The organism is Streptomyces sp. NPDC012466 (genome assembly GCF_042955215.1).
GTDB lineage: Bacteria > Actinomycetota > Actinomycetes > Streptomycetales > Streptomycetaceae > Streptomyces.
In genome coordinates, this window is sequence record NZ_JBIBEQ010000005.1 from 123189 (window position 1) to 143816 (window position 20628).

The following is a 20628-nucleotide window of genomic DNA, read 5'->3' on the forward strand; positions in this document are numbered from 1 at the left end:
GCCCACCGGTGTGCGGGTCGGGCGCCGGTGTGCTCATGCCGGCAGCCAGCGGCGGACGCAGGCGATGAGGTCGCGCGTGTCGACGGGCTTGGTGACGTAGTCGCTGGCTCCCGAGGCGAGGCTCTTGTCCCGGTCTCCGGGCATCGCCTTCGCGGTGACGGCGATGATGGGCAGCTCGGCGTACTGCGGCATGCGGCGAATCTCGGCCGTCGCGGTGTAACCATCCATCTCCGGCATCATCACATCCATCAGCACGAGGGCGACGTCCGGGTTGTTCACCAGCGTCTCGATGCCTCTGCGCCCGTTCTCGGCGTGCAGGACGCGGAAGCCGTGCAGCTCCAGGATCCCGCTCAGGGCGAACAGGTTCCGCGCGTCGTCGTCGACGACGAGGACGGTGCGGCCGGCCGACGCGTCGTCGACGGAGGGCGGCGTCAGCTGCTGCTGCCCCTCGCTCCGCACGAGGGACAGCACGTCCCCGGGTTCCTCGGCGGACAGGTGCAGCGCGATGCGCTCACGCAGTTCGTCGAGGCTGGACAGCAGCTCCAGGGCGCCGCCCGCCGAGCGGGACAGCAGCGTCTCCTCCAGGGCCACGTCCGAGGGATGGCTGCTGTGCACCAGCACCGGAACGCTCGTCAGCGCCGAGTCACCCTCCAGGGCCTGGAGGAATCGGGCCGCCTCGCCGTCCCCCATGCCCAGCTCCAGCACGACGCAGTGGCACGGCTCGGACGCCAGCGCACCGGCCGCCTCCTGCGCGCCGACGGCGGTGATGATGTCGACCGCGGGCCGCTGAGCGCCGTCGGCGCGGCCGTGGGTCAGGTCGGCGACCACGCTCTCCGCGACGAGCGTCAGCAGACCGCGCGACCGCTCCTCCACGACGAGCAGGCGCCGCGGCCGGGGACCGGGCCCGATCTGGGGCACCGGCACCGAGCCGGACACTCCCTGCGGCAGGGGCTCGGCCGAGGAGCGCTCCGGCGTCCTGCCGTGACTGAGCAGTTCCTCGAAGTCGGGACGGGCCACGGGCAGGAAGAGCGTGAACGTGCTCCCCTGGCCGGGCGTGCTCTGCACCGCCACGGCGCCGCCGAGCAACTGGGCGATCTCCCGCGTGATGGACAGGCCCAGGCCCGTACCGCCGTACTTCCGGCTCGTCGTGCCGTCCGCCTGCTGGAAGGCACCGAAGATCGTCTCCAGGTGCTGCTCGGGGATGCCGATGCCGGTGTCCTTGACGCGGAAGGCCACCACGGCGGCGCCCCGGACCACGCCCGCGGGCACCTCGTCGTCCGATACGGGCTCGATGCTCAGTTCCACGCCGCCCTGCTCGGTGAACTTCACGGCGTTCGACAGAAGGTTGCGCAGCACCTGGCGCAGCCGCGAGTCGTCCGTCAGCACGTCCGCGGGCGCGCCCGGAGCGGTCGTCACCGTGAACTCCAGGCTCTTCTGCGTCGTCATCGGCCGGAAGGTGGCCTCGACGTACTCGATGAGCTGGCGCAGCGTCACGCGCTCGGGCGTGACGTCCATCTTTCCGGCCTCGACCTTCGACAGGTCGAGGATGTCATTGATCAGCTGGAGCAGATCGGAACCGGCGGAGTGGATGATCTGCGCGTACTCGACCTGCTTGGGCGTGAGGTTGCGGGACGGGTTCTGCGCCAGCAGCTGGGCGAGGATGAGCAGGCTGTTGAGCGGGGTGCGCAGTTCGTGGCTCATGTTGGCCAGGAACTCCGACTTGTACTTCGAGGCCAGCGACAGCTGCTGGGCGCGGGTCTCCAGCTCCTGACGTGCCTGCTCGATCTGGAGGTTCTTCGCCTCGATGTCCCGGTTCTGCGCCGCGAGCAGCGAGGCCTTCTCCTCCAGTTCCGCGTTCGAGCGCTGCAGTTCCTCCTGCTGCACCTGCAACTCGGTGGAGCGGGCCTGGAGTTCCACCGTGAGCCGCTGCGACTCGACCAGCAGCTCGTCGGTGCGGGCGTTGGCCACGATGGTGTTGACGTTGACGCCGATGGTCTCCATCAGCTGTGCGAGGAAGTCCCGGTGGATCTGGGTGAAGGGCGTGACCGACGCCAGCTCGATGACGCCGAGGACCTGGCCCTCGACCACGATGGGCAGCAGCACCAGCGCGGTCGGCACCACCTGGCCGAGGCCCGAGGAGATGGTCACGTAGCCGTCCGGCAGCTCGTCCACCATGATGGTGCGCCGGCTGCGCGCGGCCTGGCCGACCAGGGTGCGGCCGAAGGCGATACGGGTGGGCCGGCTGCTGTCCTCCGGGTAGCCGTAGGAGCCGACGAGGCGCAGTTCGGGCCCGTCGTCGCCGTCCTCGGCGAGGTAGAAGGCCCCGTACTGGGCCGATACCAGGGGCACCAGCTCGTCCATGATCAGCTCGGCGACCACGGGCAGGTCGCGGTGGCCCTGCATCAGGCCCGAGATGCGGGCCAGGTTGGTCTTGAGCCAGTCCTGCTCCTGGTTGGCCCGGGTGGTCTCGCGCAGGGACTCCACCATGGAGTTGATGTTGTCCTTGAGCTCGGCGACCTCGCCGGACGCCTCCACGTTGATCGACCGGGTCAGATCGCCCTCGGCGACGGCGCTGGTGACCTCGGCGATGGCCCGCACCTGGCGGGTCAGGTTGCCCGCCAGCTCGTTGACGTTCTCCGTCAGGCGCTTCCAGGTGCCCGAGACGCCCTCGACCTCGGCCTGTCCGCCGAGGCGTCCCTCGGTGCCTACCTCGCGGGCGACACGGGTGACCTCGTCGGCGAACGCGGACAGCTGGTCGACCATCGTGTTGATCGTCGTCTTGAGTTCGAGGATCTCGCCGCGGGCGTCCACGTCGATCTTCTTCGACAGGTCGCCCTTGGCCACCGCGGTCGTCACCAGCGCGATGTTGCGCACCTGGCCGGTGAGGTTGTTGGCCATGGAGTTGACGTTGTCGGTGAGGTCCTTCCAGGTGCCGGCGACGTTCGGCACGTGCGCCTGGCCCCCGAGGCGTCCCTCGGTGCCGACCTCGCGGGCGACGCGGGTGACCTCGTCGGCGAAGGCCGACAGCGTGTCGACCATCGTGTTGATGACCTCGGCCAGCGCCGCGACCTCGCCGGCGGCCTCCACGGTGATCCGCTGCGACAGGTCGCCGCGCGCCACCGCGGTGGCCACCTGGGCGATGGAGCGGACCTGGCCGGTCAGGTTCGACGCCATCACGTTGACGTTGTCGGTGAGGTCCTTCCAGGTCCCCGACACGCCGCGCACCTGGGCCTGTCCACCGAGGCGTCCTTCGGTGCCGACCTCGCGGGCGACGCGCGTGACCTCGTCGGCGAACGCGGACAGCTGGTCGACCATCGTGTTGATGGTGCTCTTCAGCTCCAGGATCTCACCACGAGCGTCGACGGTGATCTTCTGGGAGAGGTCGCCCTTGGCGACGGCGGTCGCCACCAGCGCGATGTTGCGGACCTGGCCGGTGAGGTTGCCCGCCATGAAGTTCACCGAGTCGGTGAGGTCGCGCCAGGTGCCCTTGACGCCCTTGACGTCCGCCTGGCCCCCGAGGCGTCCCTCGGTGCCGACCTCGCGGGCGACACGGGTGACCTCGTCGGCGAACGCGGACAGCTGGTCGACCATCGTGTTGATGGTGCTCTTCAGCTCCAGGATCTCACCACGAGCGTCGACGGTGATCTTCTGGGAGAGGTCGCCCTCGGCGACCGCCGTGGTCACCTGGGCGATGGAACGGACCTGGCTCGTGAGGTTGCCCGCCATGTGGTTCACGGAGTCGGTCAGGTCGCGCCAGACACCGGCCACACCCGGCACCTGTGCCTGTCCGCCGAGCCGTCCCTCGCTGCCGACCTCGCGGGCGACGCGCGTGACCTCGTCGGCGAACGCGGACAGCTGGTCGACCATCGTGTTGACGGTCTCCTTCAGCTGCAGGATCTCACCGCGGGCGGGAACGTCGATCTTCTGGGAGAGGTCGCCCTTGGCCACGGCCGTGGCCACCTGGGCGATGTCACGGACCTGTGTGGTCAGGTTGCCCGCCATGGCGTTGACCGAGTCGGTGAGGTCGGCCCAGGTGCCCGAGACCCCAGGCACCTCCGCCTGCCCGCCGAGCGTCCCCTCGGTGCCGACCTCGCGGGCCACGCGGGTGACCTCGGAGGTGAACACGGAGAGCTGGTCGACCATGCCGTTGAAGACCGTGGCGATGTCGCCCATGAGGCCGTCCGCGTCGTCCGGCAGCCGGGTGCCGAAGTCCCCGTCGCGAACGGCCGTCAAGCCGGCCAGCAGCCGGCGCAACTCCTGGTCGCCCGGCACCGCATCGACAACCCCAGTGCTGTCGCTGGTCATGCGCACCCTCGTTCCGCTCCCCAAGAGTCCTCGCAATGAGGACTCGGAACCCGCCGGACCGATGGGCGGCCCGGTTGTCGTGCATGCATCGCCGCATTCACGGATGTGTATGTGATGTGGAAATACGCCGCAGGTTAACCCACGCTTCAAACCCTGAACAAAGCAGGAGCCGTCATCCTGGCCGAACAGCGCGGCCGCGTCACGAGCCCCTCGGGGCGACACCGGCAAAAACCTCTGCGGCCGTGCCGTCCGTCACGAAGAAGTCCTGGTCACGCGGTGTGTACCGGGCGAGGGCCGGCTCAGGAGGCGGCCGCGGCGTCGACGGTGTCCCTGATCTCCAGGATGCCGTCTACCCCGGTGATCTCACACAGCCGTCGCAGCTGAGGCGACGGCGCGACCACGCGCAGCGTGCCCGCCTGGTGGGTGAGGATCAGCAGATTCAGCAGCGTCGAGTCCGCGAAGGTGATGCCGGAGGCGTCCAGGATCACCTTCGGATGCCTCCTGACCGCGGTCTCCAGCGCATCCGCCAACGGCGTGATCGTGTCCATGTCGTAGGAGCCACGGGCGTGGACGACCCAGGCACCGCACCAGTCGTACTGCGGCACCGCGGCCCCTTCCGAGGCATGCACGGCGGCCGGTCCCGGCAGCGGCTCACCGCCGATTCCGCGCGTGAGCGCGGTCATGCCGGCCTCGTCCCAGGGCACCTTGGGCTCCTTCTGTGGTTCTCCCCTAGGGGAGCACGTCATCTGTTGCATGAAAAGTATGTCACGTATCTACGTTCCGGCAATGACGGACCTCTAAAATGCTGCGCATGGTAGGAGTGCCCGCATCCCACACCGGATGGACGTTCATCACCAGCCACGCTCGCGTCCTGGCCGTCATCGCCGACAATCCGAACGTCCGCATCCGTGACATCGCCGCCCGCTGCCGGCTCACGGAGCGCGCCGTCGCGCGGATCATCGCCGATCTCGAGCAGGACGGTTACCTGTCTCACACCCGGGACGGGCGCACGAACACCTACCGCATCGAACCGGACAAGGTGCTGCGCCACCCGGCCGAAGCGGGCCTCTCCGTGGCTGCGCTGCTCTCCCTGCTCCTGCAGGACGAGACCGACCGCACGAGGAAGCCCGTCGGCCGGTGACCGCCGCGTAGGGCTCTCAGGCCGTTCCCGACTCGTGGGAGGGCCCCTGGCCCTCCACCAGCACGGCCACCAGGCTCCTCATGGAGGGCCGGGGGTCGGGCGCGCCCGGCCAGCTGGTCATCAGGAGGTGGTGCGCCGTGCCGACGACGGCGAGGGCCACGCTCTGCGGGGCGACGGTCCGCGCCACCCGGCCGAGCTTCTGCTCGTCCAGCAGATAGTGGGTGATGGCGTCCTGGATCGCGGTGAAGCCCGGCGCCCCGGCCTCCAGGGCCTTGCGGATGTGCTGTGCGGCCGCGGGGCGGGTCATGGCGAGGCCCGATAGCGCGAGACCACCGGAGTCGAACAGCGCGAGGGCGACGGCTTCGACATGGTGCGCCACGGAGCCCTGCCCGGCGAGCTCCGACAGGGCTTGCGCCTTCGCCGCCGTGCGCGCGAACCGGTCGAGGCAGAGCTCGGCCACGAACTCGTCGAATCCCGCGAAGTGCGCGTGCAGCAGCCCTTTGGCACAGTCCGCCTCCGCGGTGACGGACCGGCTGGTGAGCGCGCCGGGCCCCTCCCTCTCCACGACGCGCTCGGCGGCCGCGAACAGCCGCTCGCGTACGTCCGGCGTCGCCACTCCGCGCGGTGACATGGGGCGTTCTCCCGTTCCGCCTCAAGGGGCATGACGCGTCAGATCGTAGCGGGGATTGCCAGTATGGGCATGCGCCCATACTGTATGGGCGCATGCCCATTCTCTGCCGTCCACCGCAGGAGGCGCCGTGTCGAACGTCGTGAACACCGATCAGGAGCAGGCGTGGAACGGCCCCGAAGGCACCCACTGGGCGCGCCACCAGGACCGCTGGAACGCCGTGAACGAGGGGTTCGACGAGCCCCTGCTCGACGCCGTCGGCATCACCCCGGGCCACCGGGTCCTGGACGTCGGATGCGGCTCGGGGCAGACCACCCGCCTCGCCGCGCGCCGGGCCCCGCGAGGGCACGCTCTCGGCCTCGACCTTTCCGCTCCGATGCTGGCCGAAGGGCGGTCTCGCGCGCAGCGCGAGGGCATCGGCAACGTCTCCTTCGCCCAGGGCGACGCACAGGTGTATCCCTTCGAGGCGGCCGCGTTCGACGCGGCGATCAGCCGCTTCGGAGTGATGTTCTTCGCCGATCCCGTGACGGCCTTCGGCAACATCCGCCGGGCGCTGCGGCCCGGCGGGCGGCTGGCGTTCGTCTGCCCGTCCGATGCCGGGCGCAACGGCTGGGTGACGGCGATGGCGTCCCTGCGCCACATCCTGCCGGTCGGCGACTTCGGGAAGCCGGGGCTGCCCGGCATGTTCTCCCTGGCCGCTCCGGAGCGGGTCGGTGACGTCCTCGGCGCGGCCGGCTTCAGCGGCGTCGCCGTCCACGAGGCGCGAAGCGACGGGGTGTGGGGGCATGGAGCCGAGGACGCGGCGGAGTTCCTGCTGGGCACGGGCCCCGGCCGCCACCTGCTGGAGCAGGCCGACGCGTCTGCTCGGGACCGCGCCCGCCGCACCCTGACGGACCATCTGCGCGACCATGTGGCGGCGGACGGCACGGTGCGGCTGCGCAGCACGTCGTGGCTGGTCACGGCGGACAGCTGAGCGGATGCGGCGGCGGCGTCGCCGGAACCGGGCCGGAAGGCGGCTCGGCGGAGGATAACCGGTTGCCCGCCGGCGACGAGGGTGTGTGCAATGACCGGCATGGCCGACCAGGTGCGCCCGCCGGAGCGAGACGACATGAAGCCGCGCGAGCGGACCGCGCCGCTCGACGACCCGGGTCAACCCGTCCGGATCGGTGCCCTCGTCCCACTGACTCGGCCGGGCTGGGTCCAGGCGGGGCAGCACCTGCTCGCCGGGCTCGAATCGGCCGTACGCGACGTCAACGAGGACGGCGGAATCGCCGGAAGGCCACTCGAACTGGTCGTCCGTGACACCGCGGCCGATCCGCGGAAGGCCGAGGCGGCCGTGGAGCAACTGGCCCGCCTCGGTGCGGTCGCCCTGGCGGGTGAGTACCACAGCGTCGTCGCTCGCGCCGCGGCCGCCAGGGCCGACGCGCTCGGCCTGCCGTTCCTCTGCTCGTCAGCGGTTCTCGACGCGCTCACCGAACAGCCGACGGAATGGGTCGCGCGCCTCTCCCCGCCGCAGTCCCGCGGCTGGCGGGTCTACGCGGACTTCCTCCTCGGGGCGGGCCGCAACCGGATCGCGGTGGCGGCCGAGCCGAGTGTCTACTGGGCGTCCGGGACGCGCATCCTGCGGGACCACGTGGCTCGACGCGGCGGCACCGTCATCGAACTCGACGCGCGCGCACTCTCCCCCACGGCCGTGTGCGACGCCGTGGCCGACCAGGGCGCGACAGCCCTCCTTCTCCTGGTCGGCCACCCGGAGCCGGCGGTACCCGTCGTCCGGGCGGTCCGCCGCGACCCGCGCCTCGCCGAGGTCATGATCGGTGCCCCGGCCGGGCAACCGGAGTTCGCCCAGTGGGCGGCGCTGCTGGGCGGCGACGGTGCCGCGATCCCGTTCCTGCGCTACCTGCCCGAGCGCCTCACCCCGCTCGGCGCACGCGTCGGGACGGCGCTGCGCGAGCAGTTGGCCGCGGCACCCTCCTTCGTCGCCTTCGAGGGCTACGACGCGGTCGCGGTCCTGGCCGCTGTGCTGCGTTCTCACGGCACGGACCGGGCGAGCACGGCCGCGGCCTGGCCGCGCGTCGCGGTGCAAGGCACCCGCGGGCAGATCCGGTTCTCCCGCACGCCGGGGATCAGTGTGTGGCAGTGGGCCGGGGCGCCGGTCCAGGTGGTCGACCGGGATCCGGCGGAACCCGACCGCTTTCGCATCCTCCACACCGGCTGAGAGGCGCGCGGCCGGACGGCGGGGGCGGCTGCCGAGGCACACAGAGGTGGGGCCGGCCCCCTCAGCGGGCCGGAGGCCAGCCCCCACAGACCCGTCGCTCGCGGGACGTCAGCTTTCCCGTGCCGGGGCTCCAGCCCTCTCGGTCCTCCGCTCGGAGCGGCACTGCTCCCTACCCCAAGGCCCTTCCATGAACGGCCTCTTACCCGTGTTCCGCCCCACCGCCACGCCGAGGCGGCAGCTCGGTCTGCCGGCCGGCCTGGTCGTGACACTCCTGGCCGCCTTCTTCGTCGTACCCGACGCACTGGCGCGCGACGGAGCGACACCGGCAACCTCAGGGCGTCCTTCCGCCGTGGCATCGTCGTGGCTGCGGCGTGCGGAAATCTCGGGAGCCATCCGTCCACGGTGCGGTGATGTGGGTGCCGCCGGGCCCGTCCGGCATCCCCTCCGTACCGGGACAACGGCAAGCGCCCGGTCGCGCGGCGGGCGTCTTGACAACCCGGGACCCAGAAGAAAAGCTGTTGCGCATAGAGATGCTGGTTGCTTCATCAGAAACCACGGCGTCCGCGATCGAGAGGTTTCGCTCGCACCTCCCGCCACATCCACGCGCAGACAAGGGAGCCCGCTCGTGGCCATCTCCGTCTTCGACCTCTTCTCCGTCGGCATAGGACCCTCCAGTTCGCACACGGTCGGTCCCATGCGGGCCGCCCGCATGTTCGCCGGCAGGCTGGAGAAGGAGGATCTGCTCGCGCGGACGGCGTCGGTACGGGCCGAGCTCTTCGGGTCGCTGGGTGCCACCGGCCACGGTCACGGCACACCCAAGGCCGTCCTGCTCGGTCTCGAGGGCAACGAGCCGCACACGGTGGACGTCGGGGTGGCCGAGGGTGACGTCGAGCGGATCAGGACGGCGGGCAGGCTGCGTCTGCTGGGCCGCGAGCTCGGCGATGCCCACGAGATCCGCTTCGACACGGAGCGGCAGTTGGTCCTGCACCGCCGCCGTTCCCTGCCGTACCACGCCAACGGCATGACGCTGTTCGCGTACGACGCCGAGGGACAGTCCTTGCTGGAGGCCACCTACTACTCGGTCGGCGGCGGATTCGTCGTCGACGAGGACGCCGTCGGCGCGGACCGGGTCAAGGTCGACGACACGGTGGTGAAGTACCCGTTCGGCAGCGGCGACGAGCTGCTGCGCCTGACTCGCGAGACGGGTCTGTCGATCTCGGCGCTGATGCTGGAGAACGAACGGGCCTGGCGGACCGAGGAGGAGATCCGCGCGGGGCTGCTGGAGATCTGGCGGGTGATGCGGGAGTGCGTGGCACGCGGCCTGTCCTGTGAGGGGATCCTGCCGGGCGGGCTCAGGGTCCGCCGCCGGGCCACCGCCGTGGCCAAGGCGCTGCGGGCCGACGGCGACCCGGCGGGGCGGGCGCTGGAGTGGGTGACCCTCTACGCCATGGCGGTCAACGAGGAAAACGCGGCCGGCGGCCGGGTGGTCACCGCCCCGACGAACGGCGCGGCCGGCATCATCCCGGCGGTCCTGCACTACTACGTCAACTTCGTGCACGGAGCCGACGACGAGGCCGTGGTGCGGTTCCTGCTGGCGGCCGGCGCCATCGGCCTGCTGTTCAAGGAGAACGCCTCGATCTCGGGCGCCGAGGTCGGCTGCCAGGGCGAGGTCGGCGCCGCCTGTTCCATGGCCGCGGGCGGCCTCGCGGAGGTGCTCGGCGGCTCGCCCGAACAAGTGGAGAACGCCGCCGAGATCGGCATGGAACACAACCTGGGCCTGACCTGCGACCCGGTCGGCGGCCTGGTGCAGATCCCGTGCATCGAGCGCAACGGCATGGCGGCGGTCAAGGCCGTCACCGCGGCCCGGATGGCCCTGCGGGGCGACGGCCGCCACCACGTCTCCCTGGACAAGGTCATCAAGACCATGAAGGACACGGGCGCCGACATGAAGGTCAAGTACAAGGAGACGGCCCGCGGCGGGCTCGCGGTCAACGTCATCGAATGCTGACGACGCGGCCGCCGAGGTCTGGGGCGTGTGCGTGGGACATCTCGCTCGAGCGGAACGTGTACACCACCTCCTCGTGCGGTCTGTGCGGCAAGGCGAGGCTCGACGCCGTGCGGACCACGGCCCGTTGGCCGATCGCCGACACTCCCCCGGTCCGGGTCGCTCCCGATCTGCAGGCCGCCCTTCCCGAACGGCTGCGGGCCGCGCAGCGGGTGTTCGACCGCACCCGGGGGCCTGCACGCCGCGGGGCTGCTCTCGGCGGAGGGGGAGCTACTGGAGCTGCGGGAGGACGGGCGCGCTGCCGCTGTCCCGGACCGTCCTGCTGGTCTCCGGCCGCGCGTCCTTCGAGCTGGCGCAGAAGCCGGTCGTGGCCGGCCTCCCGGTGCCGGCCGCGATCTCGACGCCCACCTCCCTCGCGGTGGACCTGGCGCACCAGCCGCGCAGCGCATCGGCGTGCCGGTCGTGGGCGGGCCGAGCGGCAACGGCCTGGCCGGGCCGGAGGAGTTGCACAAGCTCGCCGCCCAGCTCGGCATCGGTGATGTGGTGCCGTTCCGTCCGCCGACGGGTCAGGCGGAGCTCGCGGACTGGTACCGGGCGGCGACCGTGCTGGTCGTGCCGTCCTCCAGCGAGTCCTTCGGTCGGGCGGCCGCCGAGGCGCAGGCCTGCGGCACGCCGGTGATCGCGGCCGCGGTCGGCGGCCCGCCGGTGGCCGTTCGGGACGGAGTGAGCGGCGTCCCGGTGCCGGGGCGCAGGCCCGCGGACCACGCGCACGAGCTGCGCCGCTTCGCCGACGACCCGGCGCTCTCGGCCCGGATGGGCCGCCGCCCGCCACGCAGAGTCGTTCGGCTGGGACACGGCCGCCGCGTCCACGGCGGACGTGTACGCGGCGGCGATGCGGGAGTGTGCCTGACCGGTCGAGTCCGTCAGGCGTGAGCGTGCCTGACCGGTCGAGTCCCGTTCTTCCTGAGCGTGACCGGCCGGACTGCCGGTCAGTACGCCGGTTCCAGCCGGACCACGATGGACTTGGATGTCGGCGTGTTGCTGACCTCCGCAGTGGAGTCCAGCGGTACGAGGACGTTGGTCTCGGGGAAGTAGGCGGCGCAGCAGCCGCGCGGGGTGGGATAGGCGACCGCCCGGAAGGCCGGTGCCCGGCGCTCGACCCCGTCGGAGAACTCGCTGACGATGTCGACCCGATCGCCGTCGGTCAGGCCGTGCGCGGCGAGGTCGTCCGGGTGGACGAAGAGCACCCTGCGGCCCTGGCGGATGCCCCGGTAGCGGTCGTCCAGGCCGTAGATGGTGGTGTTGTACTGGTCGTGCGAACGGAGGGTCTGGAGGAGCAGCCGCCCCTGCGGGACGCGCAGCACATCGAGTCGGTTGACGGTGAAGTGGGCCAGTCCGGTCCTGGTGGGGAAGCGCCTCTCGTCGCGTGGCGGGTGGGGCAGGGCGAAGCCGCCCGGCCGGCGCACCCGGGCGTTGAAGTCCTCGAAGCCGGGGATCACCCGGGCGATCCTGTCCCGGATGTGGTCGTAGTCCGCTTCGAAGCCGGCCCAGGGCACCTGCGGACCGCCGCTGCCGAGGGCCGCCTTCGCCATCCGGCAGATGATCGCGACCTCGCTCAGCAGGCTGCCGGAGGCCGGCGCCAGCCGGCCGCGCGAGAGGTGCACCATGCCCATGGAGTCCTCCACCGTCACCCGTTGCTCCCCGCCGGGCCGCCGGTCGGCTTCGGTGCGGCCCAGGCAGGGCAGGATGAGCGCCTGCCGGCCGGCCACCGCGTGGGAACGGTTGAGCTTGGTGGAGATCTGCACGGTGAGCTCGCAGTTGCGCAGAGCTTGCTCGGTCACTTCGGTGTCCGGAGCGGCGGAGACGAAGTTGCCGCCGAGCGCGACGAAGACCCGTACCTGGCCGTCCCGCATGGCCCGGATGGTCTCCACCGCGTCGTGGCCGTGGTGGCGCGGCGGCACGAAGCCGAACTCCGCGCCGAGCGCGTCGAGGAACGCCGCGTCCGGCTTCTCGTGGATGCCCATGGTCCGGTCGCCCTGGACGTTGGAGTGCCCGCGCACGGGGCACAGGCCGGCGCCGGGGCGGCCGATGTTGCCGCGCAGCAGCAGGAAGTTGACGACCTCGCGGATGGTCGGCACCGAGTGGCGGTGCTGGGTGAGGCCCATGGCCCAGCACACGACGATCTTCCGGGCGGACAGTACCTCCTGGAACGCCTCCCGGATCTCCCGCGCCGACAGGCCGGTCGCCTCCAGGACGTCGTCCCAGGACGTCTTGCGTGCCCGGTCGGCGAACTCCTCGAAGCCGTGGGTGTGCGCGGTGACGAAGTCATGGTCGACGACCGTGCCGGGGGCGTCGTCCTCCGCCTCCAGGAGCATGCGGTTGAAGGCCTGGAAGAGGGCTTGGTCGCCGCCGAGCCTGATCTGCAGGAACAGGTCGGAGAGCCGGGTGCCCGCCCCCAGGACGCCGGAAGGCCTCTGGGGGTTCTTGAACCGCGACAGGCCCGCTTCGGGGAGGGGGTTGACCGAGATGACGCGGGCCCCCTTGTCCTTGGCGGTCTCGAGCGCCGCGAGCATGCGGGGGTGGTTGGTGCCCGGGTTCTGCCCCACGACGAGGATCAGGTCGGCCTCGTACAGGTCCTCCAGCCGGACGCTTCCCTTGCCGATGCCGATGGTCTCGGTCAGGGCGGAGCCGCTCGACTCGTGGCACATGTTGGAGCAGTCCGGCAGGTTGTTGGTGCCGAGGAGCCGGACGAACAGCTGGTAGACGAAGGCGGCCTCGTTGCTCGCCCGGCCGGAGGTGTAGAAGGCGGCCTGGTCGGGCGAGTCGAGAGCGCCCAGCTCCCGGGCGATGACGGCGAACGCCTCGTCCCAGGAGATCTGCCGGTACCGGTCGCCGCCCGCGGGGCGGTACATGGGGTGGGTGAGGCGGCCCTGCTGACCGAGCCAGTAGTCGCTGCGTGCGGCCAGCTCCGCCAGGGTGTGCTCGGCGAAGAAGCCGGGGCCGACCCGGCGCAGGGTCGCCTCCTCGGCCACCGCTTTGGCGCCGTTCTCGCAGAACTCGGCACGATGCCGGTGCTCGGGCTCGGGCCAGGCGCAGCCCGGGCAGTCGAACCCCGTCTTCTGGTTGACGCTCAGCAGGGTCAGCAGACTGCGGCGGACGCCCATCTGCGCGTGGGCGTGGCGTAGCGAGGACGTGACCGCGGGAACGCCCGCGGCGTGATCCTTCGGCGGACCCACCCGCAGACGGGAGTCACCGGGGTCCTCGGCAGGTGCCTTGCGGGTCATCGCCTAGCGCTCCGCGAGGCTGGCGCGGGTGCCGAGGCGGTCCTGCACCCAGTCGTGGAACTCGCCGATGTGGTGCTCGCTGGGCACCAGGACCCCGCCCTTGGCGTACAGCCGGGAGCTCATCGCGGGCTGGCAGCGCTCACAGGCGTCGAAGTCCTGCCGGTTGACGCGGTCGAACAGCTCGACCGACCGGCTCACGTCCCGGCCGCTTGCCACCACACCCTTCAGGTACAGCCAGTCGCACTCCACGATCGTGCGGTCGACCGCCACCGGGAACATCCGGTGGAAGATCACGTGGTCGGGGACCAGGTTGATGAACACCTGCGGGCGCACCGTGATCGCGTAGTACCGGCGGTCCTGCTCCTCGGAGACCGTGGGGATACGGTCCAGGCCCTGAGAGCCGTCCACGGTGAAGCCCTGGACGTCCGGGCCGAACTCGGCGCCGTGCCCCACGTAGAACTGCGCCGCGTAGCCGTCGGCGAACTCCGGGAGGACCTCGGTGAGCTCGGGGTGGATGGTCGCGCAGTGGTAGCACTCCATGAAGTTCTCGATGATGAGCTTCCAGTTGGCCTTGACGTCGTAGACGATTCGCCGGCCGACCTCCAGGCTCTCGACGTCGTACCGCTCGATGCACTCCACGTCGCCCAGGCGCGCGACCACGTCCGCGATCACCGACTGCTCGAACGAGGGCGGGTTCTCGGCCAGGCAGACCCACACATAGCCCAGCCACTCGCGTACCGCCACGCTCGCCAGGCCGTACTCGGTGCGGCCGACGTCCGGCATCTTGGTCAGGTTCGGGGCCGCGACGAGCTTGCCGTTCAGGTCGTACGTCCAGGCGTGGTACGGACACTGAAAGGCCCGCTTCACCTCGCCGGACTCCTGCGTGCACAGCTTCGCGCCCCGGTGCCGGCACACGTTGAAGAAGGCCCGGACACAGTTGTCCCGCGACCGGGTCAGCAGGACGCTCTCCCGTCCGACGTCCACGGTCCGGAAGGCGCCCGGCTTCGACAGTTCCGACGAGCGTGCCGCGCAGAACCACATGGCCTCAAAGATGTGTTCCTGCTCCAGGCGGAAGATCTCCGGGTCCGTGTAGTGGTCACCGGGGAGGGTCGCGATCAGGCTCTCCGGCAGGCCGGTCGTAGTCATGGTTCACCTCGGAGTGAAGCGCCTCGGGCGGGCGAGTGGTTGCCTCATGTGCAACGAGCTTCTTGCTACGCAACTCACGGTGCAGTCCACCCGAAGCACTGTCAAGCCCTTGACCGCAGACCGTCGCAGCCAGGACCATGTTGCGCATCAGTCAGGCTGTTGCGTAATACGCACCTCTCTGGGAGGGCTCCGTGTCTCTTGGACCCACAACCGGCCGCGAGTTCGTCCTCACCCTGTCGTGTCCCGACCGCTCGGGCCTCGTCCACGCCGTCACCGGCTTCCTGGTGCAGCACTCCGGGAACATCCAGGAGAGCCAGCAGTTCGACGACCGGCTGCAGGACCGCTTCTTCATGCGGGTGCACTTCGACGTCTCGGACCCGGGCATGTCCCTGGAGGGCCTGAAGTCCGGCTTCGCCCAGGTCGCGGAGGCGTACCGGATCACCTGGCAGCTGTACGAGGCGTCGACTCCGACGCGCACACTGATCATGGTGTCGAAGTTCGGGCACTGCCTGAACGACCTGCTCTTCCGCTGGCGCACCGGCGCGCTGAACATCGAGGTGCCGGCGATCGTCTCCAACCACCGGGACTTCGAGCCGCTCGCCGAGAGCTACGGAATCCCGTTCCACCACGTGCCCGTCACCCGGGAGACGAAGCCCGAGGCGGAGGCGCGGCTGCTGGAACTCGTCGACGAGCTGGACATCGACCTGGTGGTCCTCGCCCGCTACATGCAGATCCTGTCGAACGACCTGTGCAAGCAGCTCGAGGGCCGGGCGATCAACATCCACCACTCGTTCCTGCCGAGCTTCAAGGGCGCCCGCCCCTATGTCCAGGCGCACGACCGCGGCGTCAAGCTCGTCGGAGCGACGGCCCACTACGTCACGCCGGACCTCGACGAGGGGCCCATCATCGAGCAGGACGTCATCCGGGTGAACCACTCACAGGGGCCCGACAGCATGGTCGCCCTGGGACGCGACGTCGAGGCGCAGGTCCTGGCGCGGGCGGTGGAATGGCACAGCCAGAGCCGCATCATGGTCAACGGCAACCGTACGGTCGTCTTCCGCTGAGGAAAATGACCTCCACCCCCTCACACCTGTTGACCATTTCACCTAGGGTTTCGCCATGAGCAACTACGGCGCTGAGTCCGCAGGCGCTCCCAGTGGCGGAGTGCAATCCGTTGACCGTGCTGTCGCCGTGCTGGAGATCCTCGCCCAGCACGGTGAGGCGGGCGTGAGTGAGGTGGCCGCGGCGATCGACGTCCACAAGTCCACCGCCTTCCGTCTGCTCGGCGCGCTGGAAGCGCATGGGATGGTCGAGCAGGAGAGCGAACGCGGAAAGTACCGCCTCGGCTTCGGTGTCGTGCGCCTGGCCGGCGCCGTGACGGGCCGCATCGCCGTCACCAGGCACGGGCGCGGGATCTGCGAGCGTCTCGTCGACGATGTGGGCGAGACGCTGAACATCGCCGTGCTCGAGTCCCACCACGCGATCAACCTCTACCAGGTACGCGGCTCGTCGGCCATCGCCGCGCAGAACTGGGTGGGACGGCTGACGCCGCTGCACTGCACGTCGAGCGGCAAGGTCCTCCTGGCCCACCTCGACCGCGAGGCCCGTGACGAGCTCCTCGCCGAGACCGGCCTCCCCCGTCTGACACCGCGCACGGTGACCTCCAGGAAGAAGCTGGAGGCGGACCTGTCCCAAGCCCGCGAGCAGGGCTACGCCATCACGGTGGAGGAATACGAGGAGGGCCTCAACGCCCTCTCCGCTCCCGTACGTTCGGAAGACGGCGAGGTCGTCGCCGCCCTCAGCGCCTCGGGGCCGGCCTTCCGGCTCACCGTGGAGCGGATGCACGAACTCGCGCCGCTGCTGGTCGCGGGAGCGGACGAGCTCAGCCGCCGTCTCGGCTATGCCGACTGAGGCCCGGGAGGCCTCACCCGGTCGCTGACAGGGCAGGACCTCGTGACATGCGGCGGGGGGGGGGGGGGGGGGCGGGGGGGCCCCCCCCCCCCCCCCCCGCCTGCATGTGCCCGCGTCAGCCCGTCCACTCCGCAGCCGCGTCCAGCAGCCAGTCCGTCAGGTAGCCGGCGAAGGACGAACGGACCAGCACCCAGAAACCGGCCCCGGGGTCGTCACGGGCGACCAGGACGATCTGGGTGCGGCCCAGGTTCGTCTGGGCACAGCGCCCCGGGCCGAAGACCCGGGGGTGAAGGTCCAGCGAGCAGCCGTGGGCCAGCACGTCGCGGGCCCGGGGACCCGCGACGAGGAGCGTGGTGCGCTGAGCCGAGACATCGATGACGGACACGGGCTCGTCGCCCGCGGCCTGACGGATCCGGCTCTCCAGGCCCTGCTGACCGCCCGGCGGGCCCACCAACAGCCACTCGTCGGGGCCGAGCCACAGCGCGGTCAGCTCCCCGGCGCGGACGACGGTGCCGGGTTCGACGGGAAGGGGGAGGCCCAGTACCAGCCCCACGGCGTCCGCCGCCGCCCCCTTGGGATCGAGACGCACATTGAGCTGGGTCAGGAAGGGCAGTTCCGCCAGCCGGATGGCGCCCCCGGAGGTGCGGGTCGCGGCGGCCAGCCGGTCGGCGGCATGCGACAGGGGGCTGCGGAGCGGGGTGGTAACGGCGGTGTCAGCCATCTCGGCGGGCTCCCTCGGGGTCGTAAAGGACGGGGCTCGCGACGGTCACCGGGACCAGCCGGTCGCCCACGGGGGCATAGAGTCGCTCACCGATGCGGTCCCGGCCGCCCTTGACCAGCGCGAGGGCGAAGGTCCGGCCGAGGGCCGCGCTGCGGTAACTGGACGTGACGTGGCCGAGCATCGGGACGGGCGGCGCGGGCAGCACACTGTCGGCGACCAGATGCGTGCCTTCCGGGAGGAACGTGCCCGGCTCGTCCGGAAGCAGCCCGACCAGGTGCTTGCGGTCGGGGCGGGCGGTGTCGGCACGGGCGTGGGACCGCTTGCCGATGAAGTCCCGCTTCTTCTTCGACACCACCCAGTTCATGCCGAGGTCCTGCGGCGTCACGGTGCCGTCGGTGTCCTGGCCGACGATCGGGTAGCCCTTCTCCGCGCGCAGGACGTGCATGGTCTCCGTGCCGTACGGGGTGATGCCGTACGGGGCGCCGGCCTCGTACAGCGCCTCCCACAGGGCGAGGGCCTCCCACGGTGACACGTTGATCTCGTAGGCGAGTTCGCCGGAGAAGCTGATCCGGCACACGCGCGCGTCGATGCCGGCGACGGCCGTCTCGCGCCACGCCATGAACGGGAAGTCCTCGTTGGCCACGGCAAGTAGGGGCGCCAGCGAGCCGAGGACCTCGCGGGAGCGCGGGCCGACCAGGGCGACGGTGGCCCACTGCTCGGTCACCGACGTGCAGTGGACGCGCAGTTCGGGCCACTCCGTCTGGAGCCACTCCTCCATCCAGTCCAGCACGGCGGCGGCATTGCCCGTCGTGGTGGTGACCAGGTAGCGGTGCTGGTCGAGGCGGATCACCGTGCCGTCGTCGAAGACCATCCCGTCCGGGCGGCACATCACGCCGTAGCGGATCATGCCGACCTTCAGGGTGCTCATCATGTTGGTGTAGAGCAGGTCGAGGAAGACGCCGGCGTCCGGGCCCTGGACGTCGATCTTGCCGAGGGTGGAGGCGTCCATGAAGGCGACGCCCTCGCGGGCGGCGGCGCACTCGCGCAGGACGGCCGTCTCCATGTCCTCGCCGTCCCGCGGGTAGTACCAGGGCCTCTTCCACTGGCCGACGTTCTCGAACAGGGCGCCGTGCGCGACATGCCACTCGTGCAGGGCGGTGGTGCGGATCGGGTCGAGCAGGGCACCACGGTCGCGGCCGGCGAGGGCGGCGAAGGAGACCGGGGTGTACGGCGGCCGGAAGGTGGTGGTGCCGAGCGCGGAGATGTCCACGCCGAGCAGTTCGGCGACGACGCCGCTGGCCAGGACGCCGGAGGTCTTGCCCTGGTCGTTCGCCGTGCCGGCGGTGGTGTAGCGCTTGGTGTGCTCGACGGAGCGCATGCCGGCACCGGTCGCCCGGCCCAGGTCGTCGACGGTGACGTCGCGTTGCAGGTCGACGAAGCGCGGGGCGCCTTCCCGGCCCGGGACGGTGAAGACCCGCATGGGCGGCGTCTGCGGCGGCGTGGCCACCTGGGGCAGGTGGACCTCCTCCGCGATGTAGCCCTCGGCCTCGATCGCGCGGGCGCCGGCGGCCGCTCCCTGCGCGAGGGCCCGGGCCAGGTCGAAGACACCGCTCGCGGCGCCCGCGACCTCGACCGCCTGACGGCAGGTGTCGGGGACGAACGTGCCGAGCTCCTCGTCGTGGCGGAGCTTGCCTCCCGCCTGGCTGAACAGGTGCGCCACCGGGTTCCAGCCGCCGGAGACCAGGAGCAGGTCGGCGGCGAACTCCCGCTGCCCCGCGGACTGTCCGTACGGGGCGACGGTCACGGCGGTGAGCCGGGGGGCGCCTTCCGTGGCGGTGACGGCGTGCCCCGTCAGCACCTCGATGCCTGCCTGGCGGGCGCGCGTCGCCCACTCCCCCGGCTCGGTGCGGGTGTCGACCACGGCCTCGATGGCCACGCCCGCCGCCGCGAGGTCCAGGGCCGCCGCGTAGGCGCTGTCGTTGGTGGTGAAGACGACCGCGTGGCGGCCGGGCAGCGTCCCGTACTTGTTGACATAGGTGCGGGCTGAGGCGGCCAGCATCACGCCGGGGCGGTCGTTGTCCGCGAAGGCCAGCGAGCGTTCGTGCGCGCCGGTGGCGAGGACGACGCGGCGGGCGCGGATGCGCCAGACGCGTTCGCGGGAGACGTTCTCGGGGGCTTGGGCGCCGAGGTGGTTCGTGCGGCGCTCCACGGCGAGGAGGTGGTTGTCGTCGTAGTAGCCGAAGACGGTGGTGCGGCGCAGGACTCGGACGTCGGGGGCGGCGTCGAGCCGGGCGGTCGTCGCGGTCACCCAGTCGAGGTGTTCGCCGGTGCCGAGGAGGCTGCCGCCGGGTTCCGGCTGGTCGTCGGCGAGGATGACGCGGGCACCTGATCGGGCGGCGGCCTGCGCTGCGGCGAGGCCGGCCGGGCCCGCGCCCACGACGAGGAGGTCGCAGTGGGTGTGCACGGCGTCGTAGCGGGCCGGGTCCGGGTCGGTGGCGAGGCGGCCCTGACCGGGGAGACCGGTCGCGACGAGGCCGTCGTAGAGCTCGACGGTGGTGGCGGGGAGCATGGGCTCGGGGAAGGGGGCCTCGATCTGGATGACGGCGTTGGGCTCCTCCGCGCCGGCCGAGAAGATGCCCCGCGGGCGGCCCAGCTTGATGCTGGTGCCGGTCTGGATCACGCCGTTGGCGAGGAGGGCGGAGGCGAGGGTGTCGCCCTCGCAGCCCTCGTATTCGGTGCCGTCGAAGGTGAAGGTGACCGGGGTGTCGCGGTGGATTCGGCCGCGGGTGGGGTGGCGGAACGGCTGGGCTGTATCGCCCCCGCCGCCCCTGCCCTTCCCGTCCTGAACGGGCCCCGCCCCTTCGACCCCGCTGGGGGCTGCGCCCCCGGGCCCCCCTTCGGCCTGGACGGCCTCCTCCTCAAGCGCCGGACGGGCTGGTGGTACCGGAGTCGGCTGGAAGGCGGCCGGGCGCGGCTCCACCGTTTCCGGGCGCTCCTCCCCCGCCCGATAAACCGTCAGGATCTCGTTCGTGGACGTGTCCCGCACCGCGTTGAACCAGCGGCGGCAGCCCGCCGCATGGCTCCAGCGCTCGGCGAAGGGGCCCCTCGGGTTGTCGCGGAAGAAGAGGTAGCGGGCCCACTCCTCGTCGGTGAGGGAGGTCGGGTCCTGCGGGTACGGCACGTGGGCCTGGCCGCCGTAGTGGAACTCGGCTTCGTCGCGGGGCCCGCACCACGGGCAGGGGATCAGCAGCATGGGTCGGCTCCCTGAT

The 20628-nt window shown here is 71.3% G+C and carries 13 protein-coding genes and 2 pseudogenes; 8 read left to right on the forward strand and 7 right to left on the reverse strand.

The window, feature by feature from the left end; translation table 11 throughout:
* Positions 1-33: 33 nt before the first annotated feature.
* Complete coding sequence (locus tag ACFY9E_RS19665; protein WP_390985428.1) at positions 34-4305, reverse strand: HAMP domain-containing protein; 4272 nt, start codon at positions 4303-4305, stop codon at positions 34-36.
* Positions 4306-4604: 299 nt separating this feature from the next.
* Positions 4605-5009 (reverse strand): STAS domain-containing protein, encoded by a 405-nt coding sequence (locus ACFY9E_RS19670; protein WP_390985430.1) that lies wholly within the window; start codon positions 5007-5009, stop codon positions 4605-4607.
* Positions 5010-5116: 107 nt separating this feature from the next.
* Here ACFY9E_RS19670 and ACFY9E_RS19675 point away from each other — a divergent pair, with 107 nt between their 5' ends.
* A complete protein-coding gene (locus ACFY9E_RS19675) occupies positions 5117-5446 on the forward strand; it encodes a MarR family transcriptional regulator (protein WP_390985433.1) in 330 nt (109 codons plus the stop codon).
* Positions 5447-5462: 16 nt separating this feature from the next.
* Here the strand turns inward: ACFY9E_RS19675 and ACFY9E_RS19680 are convergent, their stop codons facing one another.
* Entirely contained in the window at positions 5463-6077 is a 615-nt protein-coding gene (locus ACFY9E_RS19680; protein ID WP_390985435.1) for a TetR/AcrR family transcriptional regulator, read from the reverse strand.
* A 127-nt stretch (positions 6078-6204) separates the two neighbouring features.
* On the opposite strand from ACFY9E_RS19680, the gene ACFY9E_RS19685 reads away from it, so the two are divergent.
* The 5 genes and pseudogenes from ACFY9E_RS19685 to ACFY9E_RS19705 all read left to right on the forward strand — a co-directional run.
* Positions 6205-7047 carry a methyltransferase domain-containing protein gene (locus ACFY9E_RS19685; RefSeq protein WP_390985438.1) on the forward strand — a complete coding sequence of 281 codons (843 nt, stop codon included), beginning with the start codon at positions 6205-6207 and terminating at the stop codon, positions 7045-7047.
* 135 nt (positions 7048-7182) lie between these two features.
* Complete coding sequence (locus ACFY9E_RS19690) at positions 7183-8292, forward strand: ABC transporter substrate-binding protein (RefSeq protein WP_390986594.1); 1110 nt, start codon at positions 7183-7185, stop codon at positions 8290-8292.
* Between the two features lie 625 nt (positions 8293-8917).
* The gene (locus ACFY9E_RS19695; RefSeq protein ID WP_390985441.1) at positions 8918-10300 is read left to right on the forward strand and encodes an L-serine ammonia-lyase; all 1383 of its coding nucleotides are present in this window, start codon (positions 8918-8920) and stop codon (positions 10298-10300) included.
* Positions 10301-10335: 35 nt separating this feature from the next.
* A pseudogene (locus ACFY9E_RS19700) lies at positions 10336-10727 on the forward strand (formate dehydrogenase accessory sulfurtransferase FdhD); the annotation flags it as partial.
* A 14-nt stretch (positions 10728-10741) separates the two neighbouring features.
* A pseudogene (locus tag ACFY9E_RS19705) lies at positions 10742-11207 on the forward strand (glycosyltransferase); the annotation flags it as partial.
* A gap of 79 nt (positions 11208-11286) precedes the next feature.
* Here ACFY9E_RS19705 and ACFY9E_RS19710 read toward each other — a convergent pair.
* Both ACFY9E_RS19710 and ACFY9E_RS19715 read right to left on the reverse strand, forming a co-directional pair.
* Positions 11287-13581, reverse strand: coding sequence for an FdhF/YdeP family oxidoreductase (locus ACFY9E_RS19710; RefSeq protein ID WP_390985443.1), 2295 nt, complete (start codon positions 13579-13581; stop codon positions 11287-11289).
* 3 nt (positions 13582-13584) lie between these two features.
* The gene (locus tag ACFY9E_RS19715; RefSeq protein WP_390985446.1) at positions 13585-14727 is read right to left on the reverse strand and encodes an SRPBCC family protein; all 1143 of its coding nucleotides are present in this window, start codon (positions 14725-14727) and stop codon (positions 13585-13587) included.
* A 191-nt stretch (positions 14728-14918) separates the two neighbouring features.
* Here ACFY9E_RS19715 and purU point away from each other — a divergent pair, with 191 nt between their 5' ends.
* Together purU and ACFY9E_RS19725 are read left to right on the forward strand one after the other, a co-directional pair.
* Positions 14919-15791 carry a formyltetrahydrofolate deformylase gene (gene purU, locus ACFY9E_RS19720; RefSeq protein WP_390985449.1) on the forward strand — a complete coding sequence of 291 codons (873 nt, stop codon included), beginning with the start codon at positions 14919-14921 and terminating at the stop codon, positions 15789-15791.
* 55 nt (positions 15792-15846) lie between these two features.
* Positions 15847-16638 carry an IclR family transcriptional regulator C-terminal domain-containing protein gene (locus ACFY9E_RS19725; RefSeq protein ID WP_390985452.1) on the forward strand — a complete coding sequence of 264 codons (792 nt, stop codon included), beginning with the start codon at positions 15847-15849 and terminating at the stop codon, positions 16636-16638.
* Between the two features lie 115 nt (positions 16639-16753).
* Here ACFY9E_RS19725 and ACFY9E_RS19730 read toward each other — a convergent pair whose 3' ends face one another.
* Both ACFY9E_RS19730 and ACFY9E_RS19735 read right to left on the reverse strand, forming a co-directional pair.
* Positions 16754-17359: a sarcosine oxidase subunit gamma family protein gene (locus ACFY9E_RS19730; RefSeq protein ID WP_390985454.1), complete on the reverse strand. Its 606-nt coding sequence runs from the start codon at positions 17357-17359 to the stop codon at positions 16754-16756.
* Entirely contained in the window at positions 17352-20612 is a 3261-nt protein-coding gene (locus ACFY9E_RS19735) for a sarcosine oxidase subunit alpha family protein (protein WP_390985457.1), read from the reverse strand. Before ACFY9E_RS19735 ends, ACFY9E_RS19730 begins: the two co-directional genes overlap by 8 nt.
* Between the last annotated feature and the right edge of the window lie 16 nt (positions 20613-20628).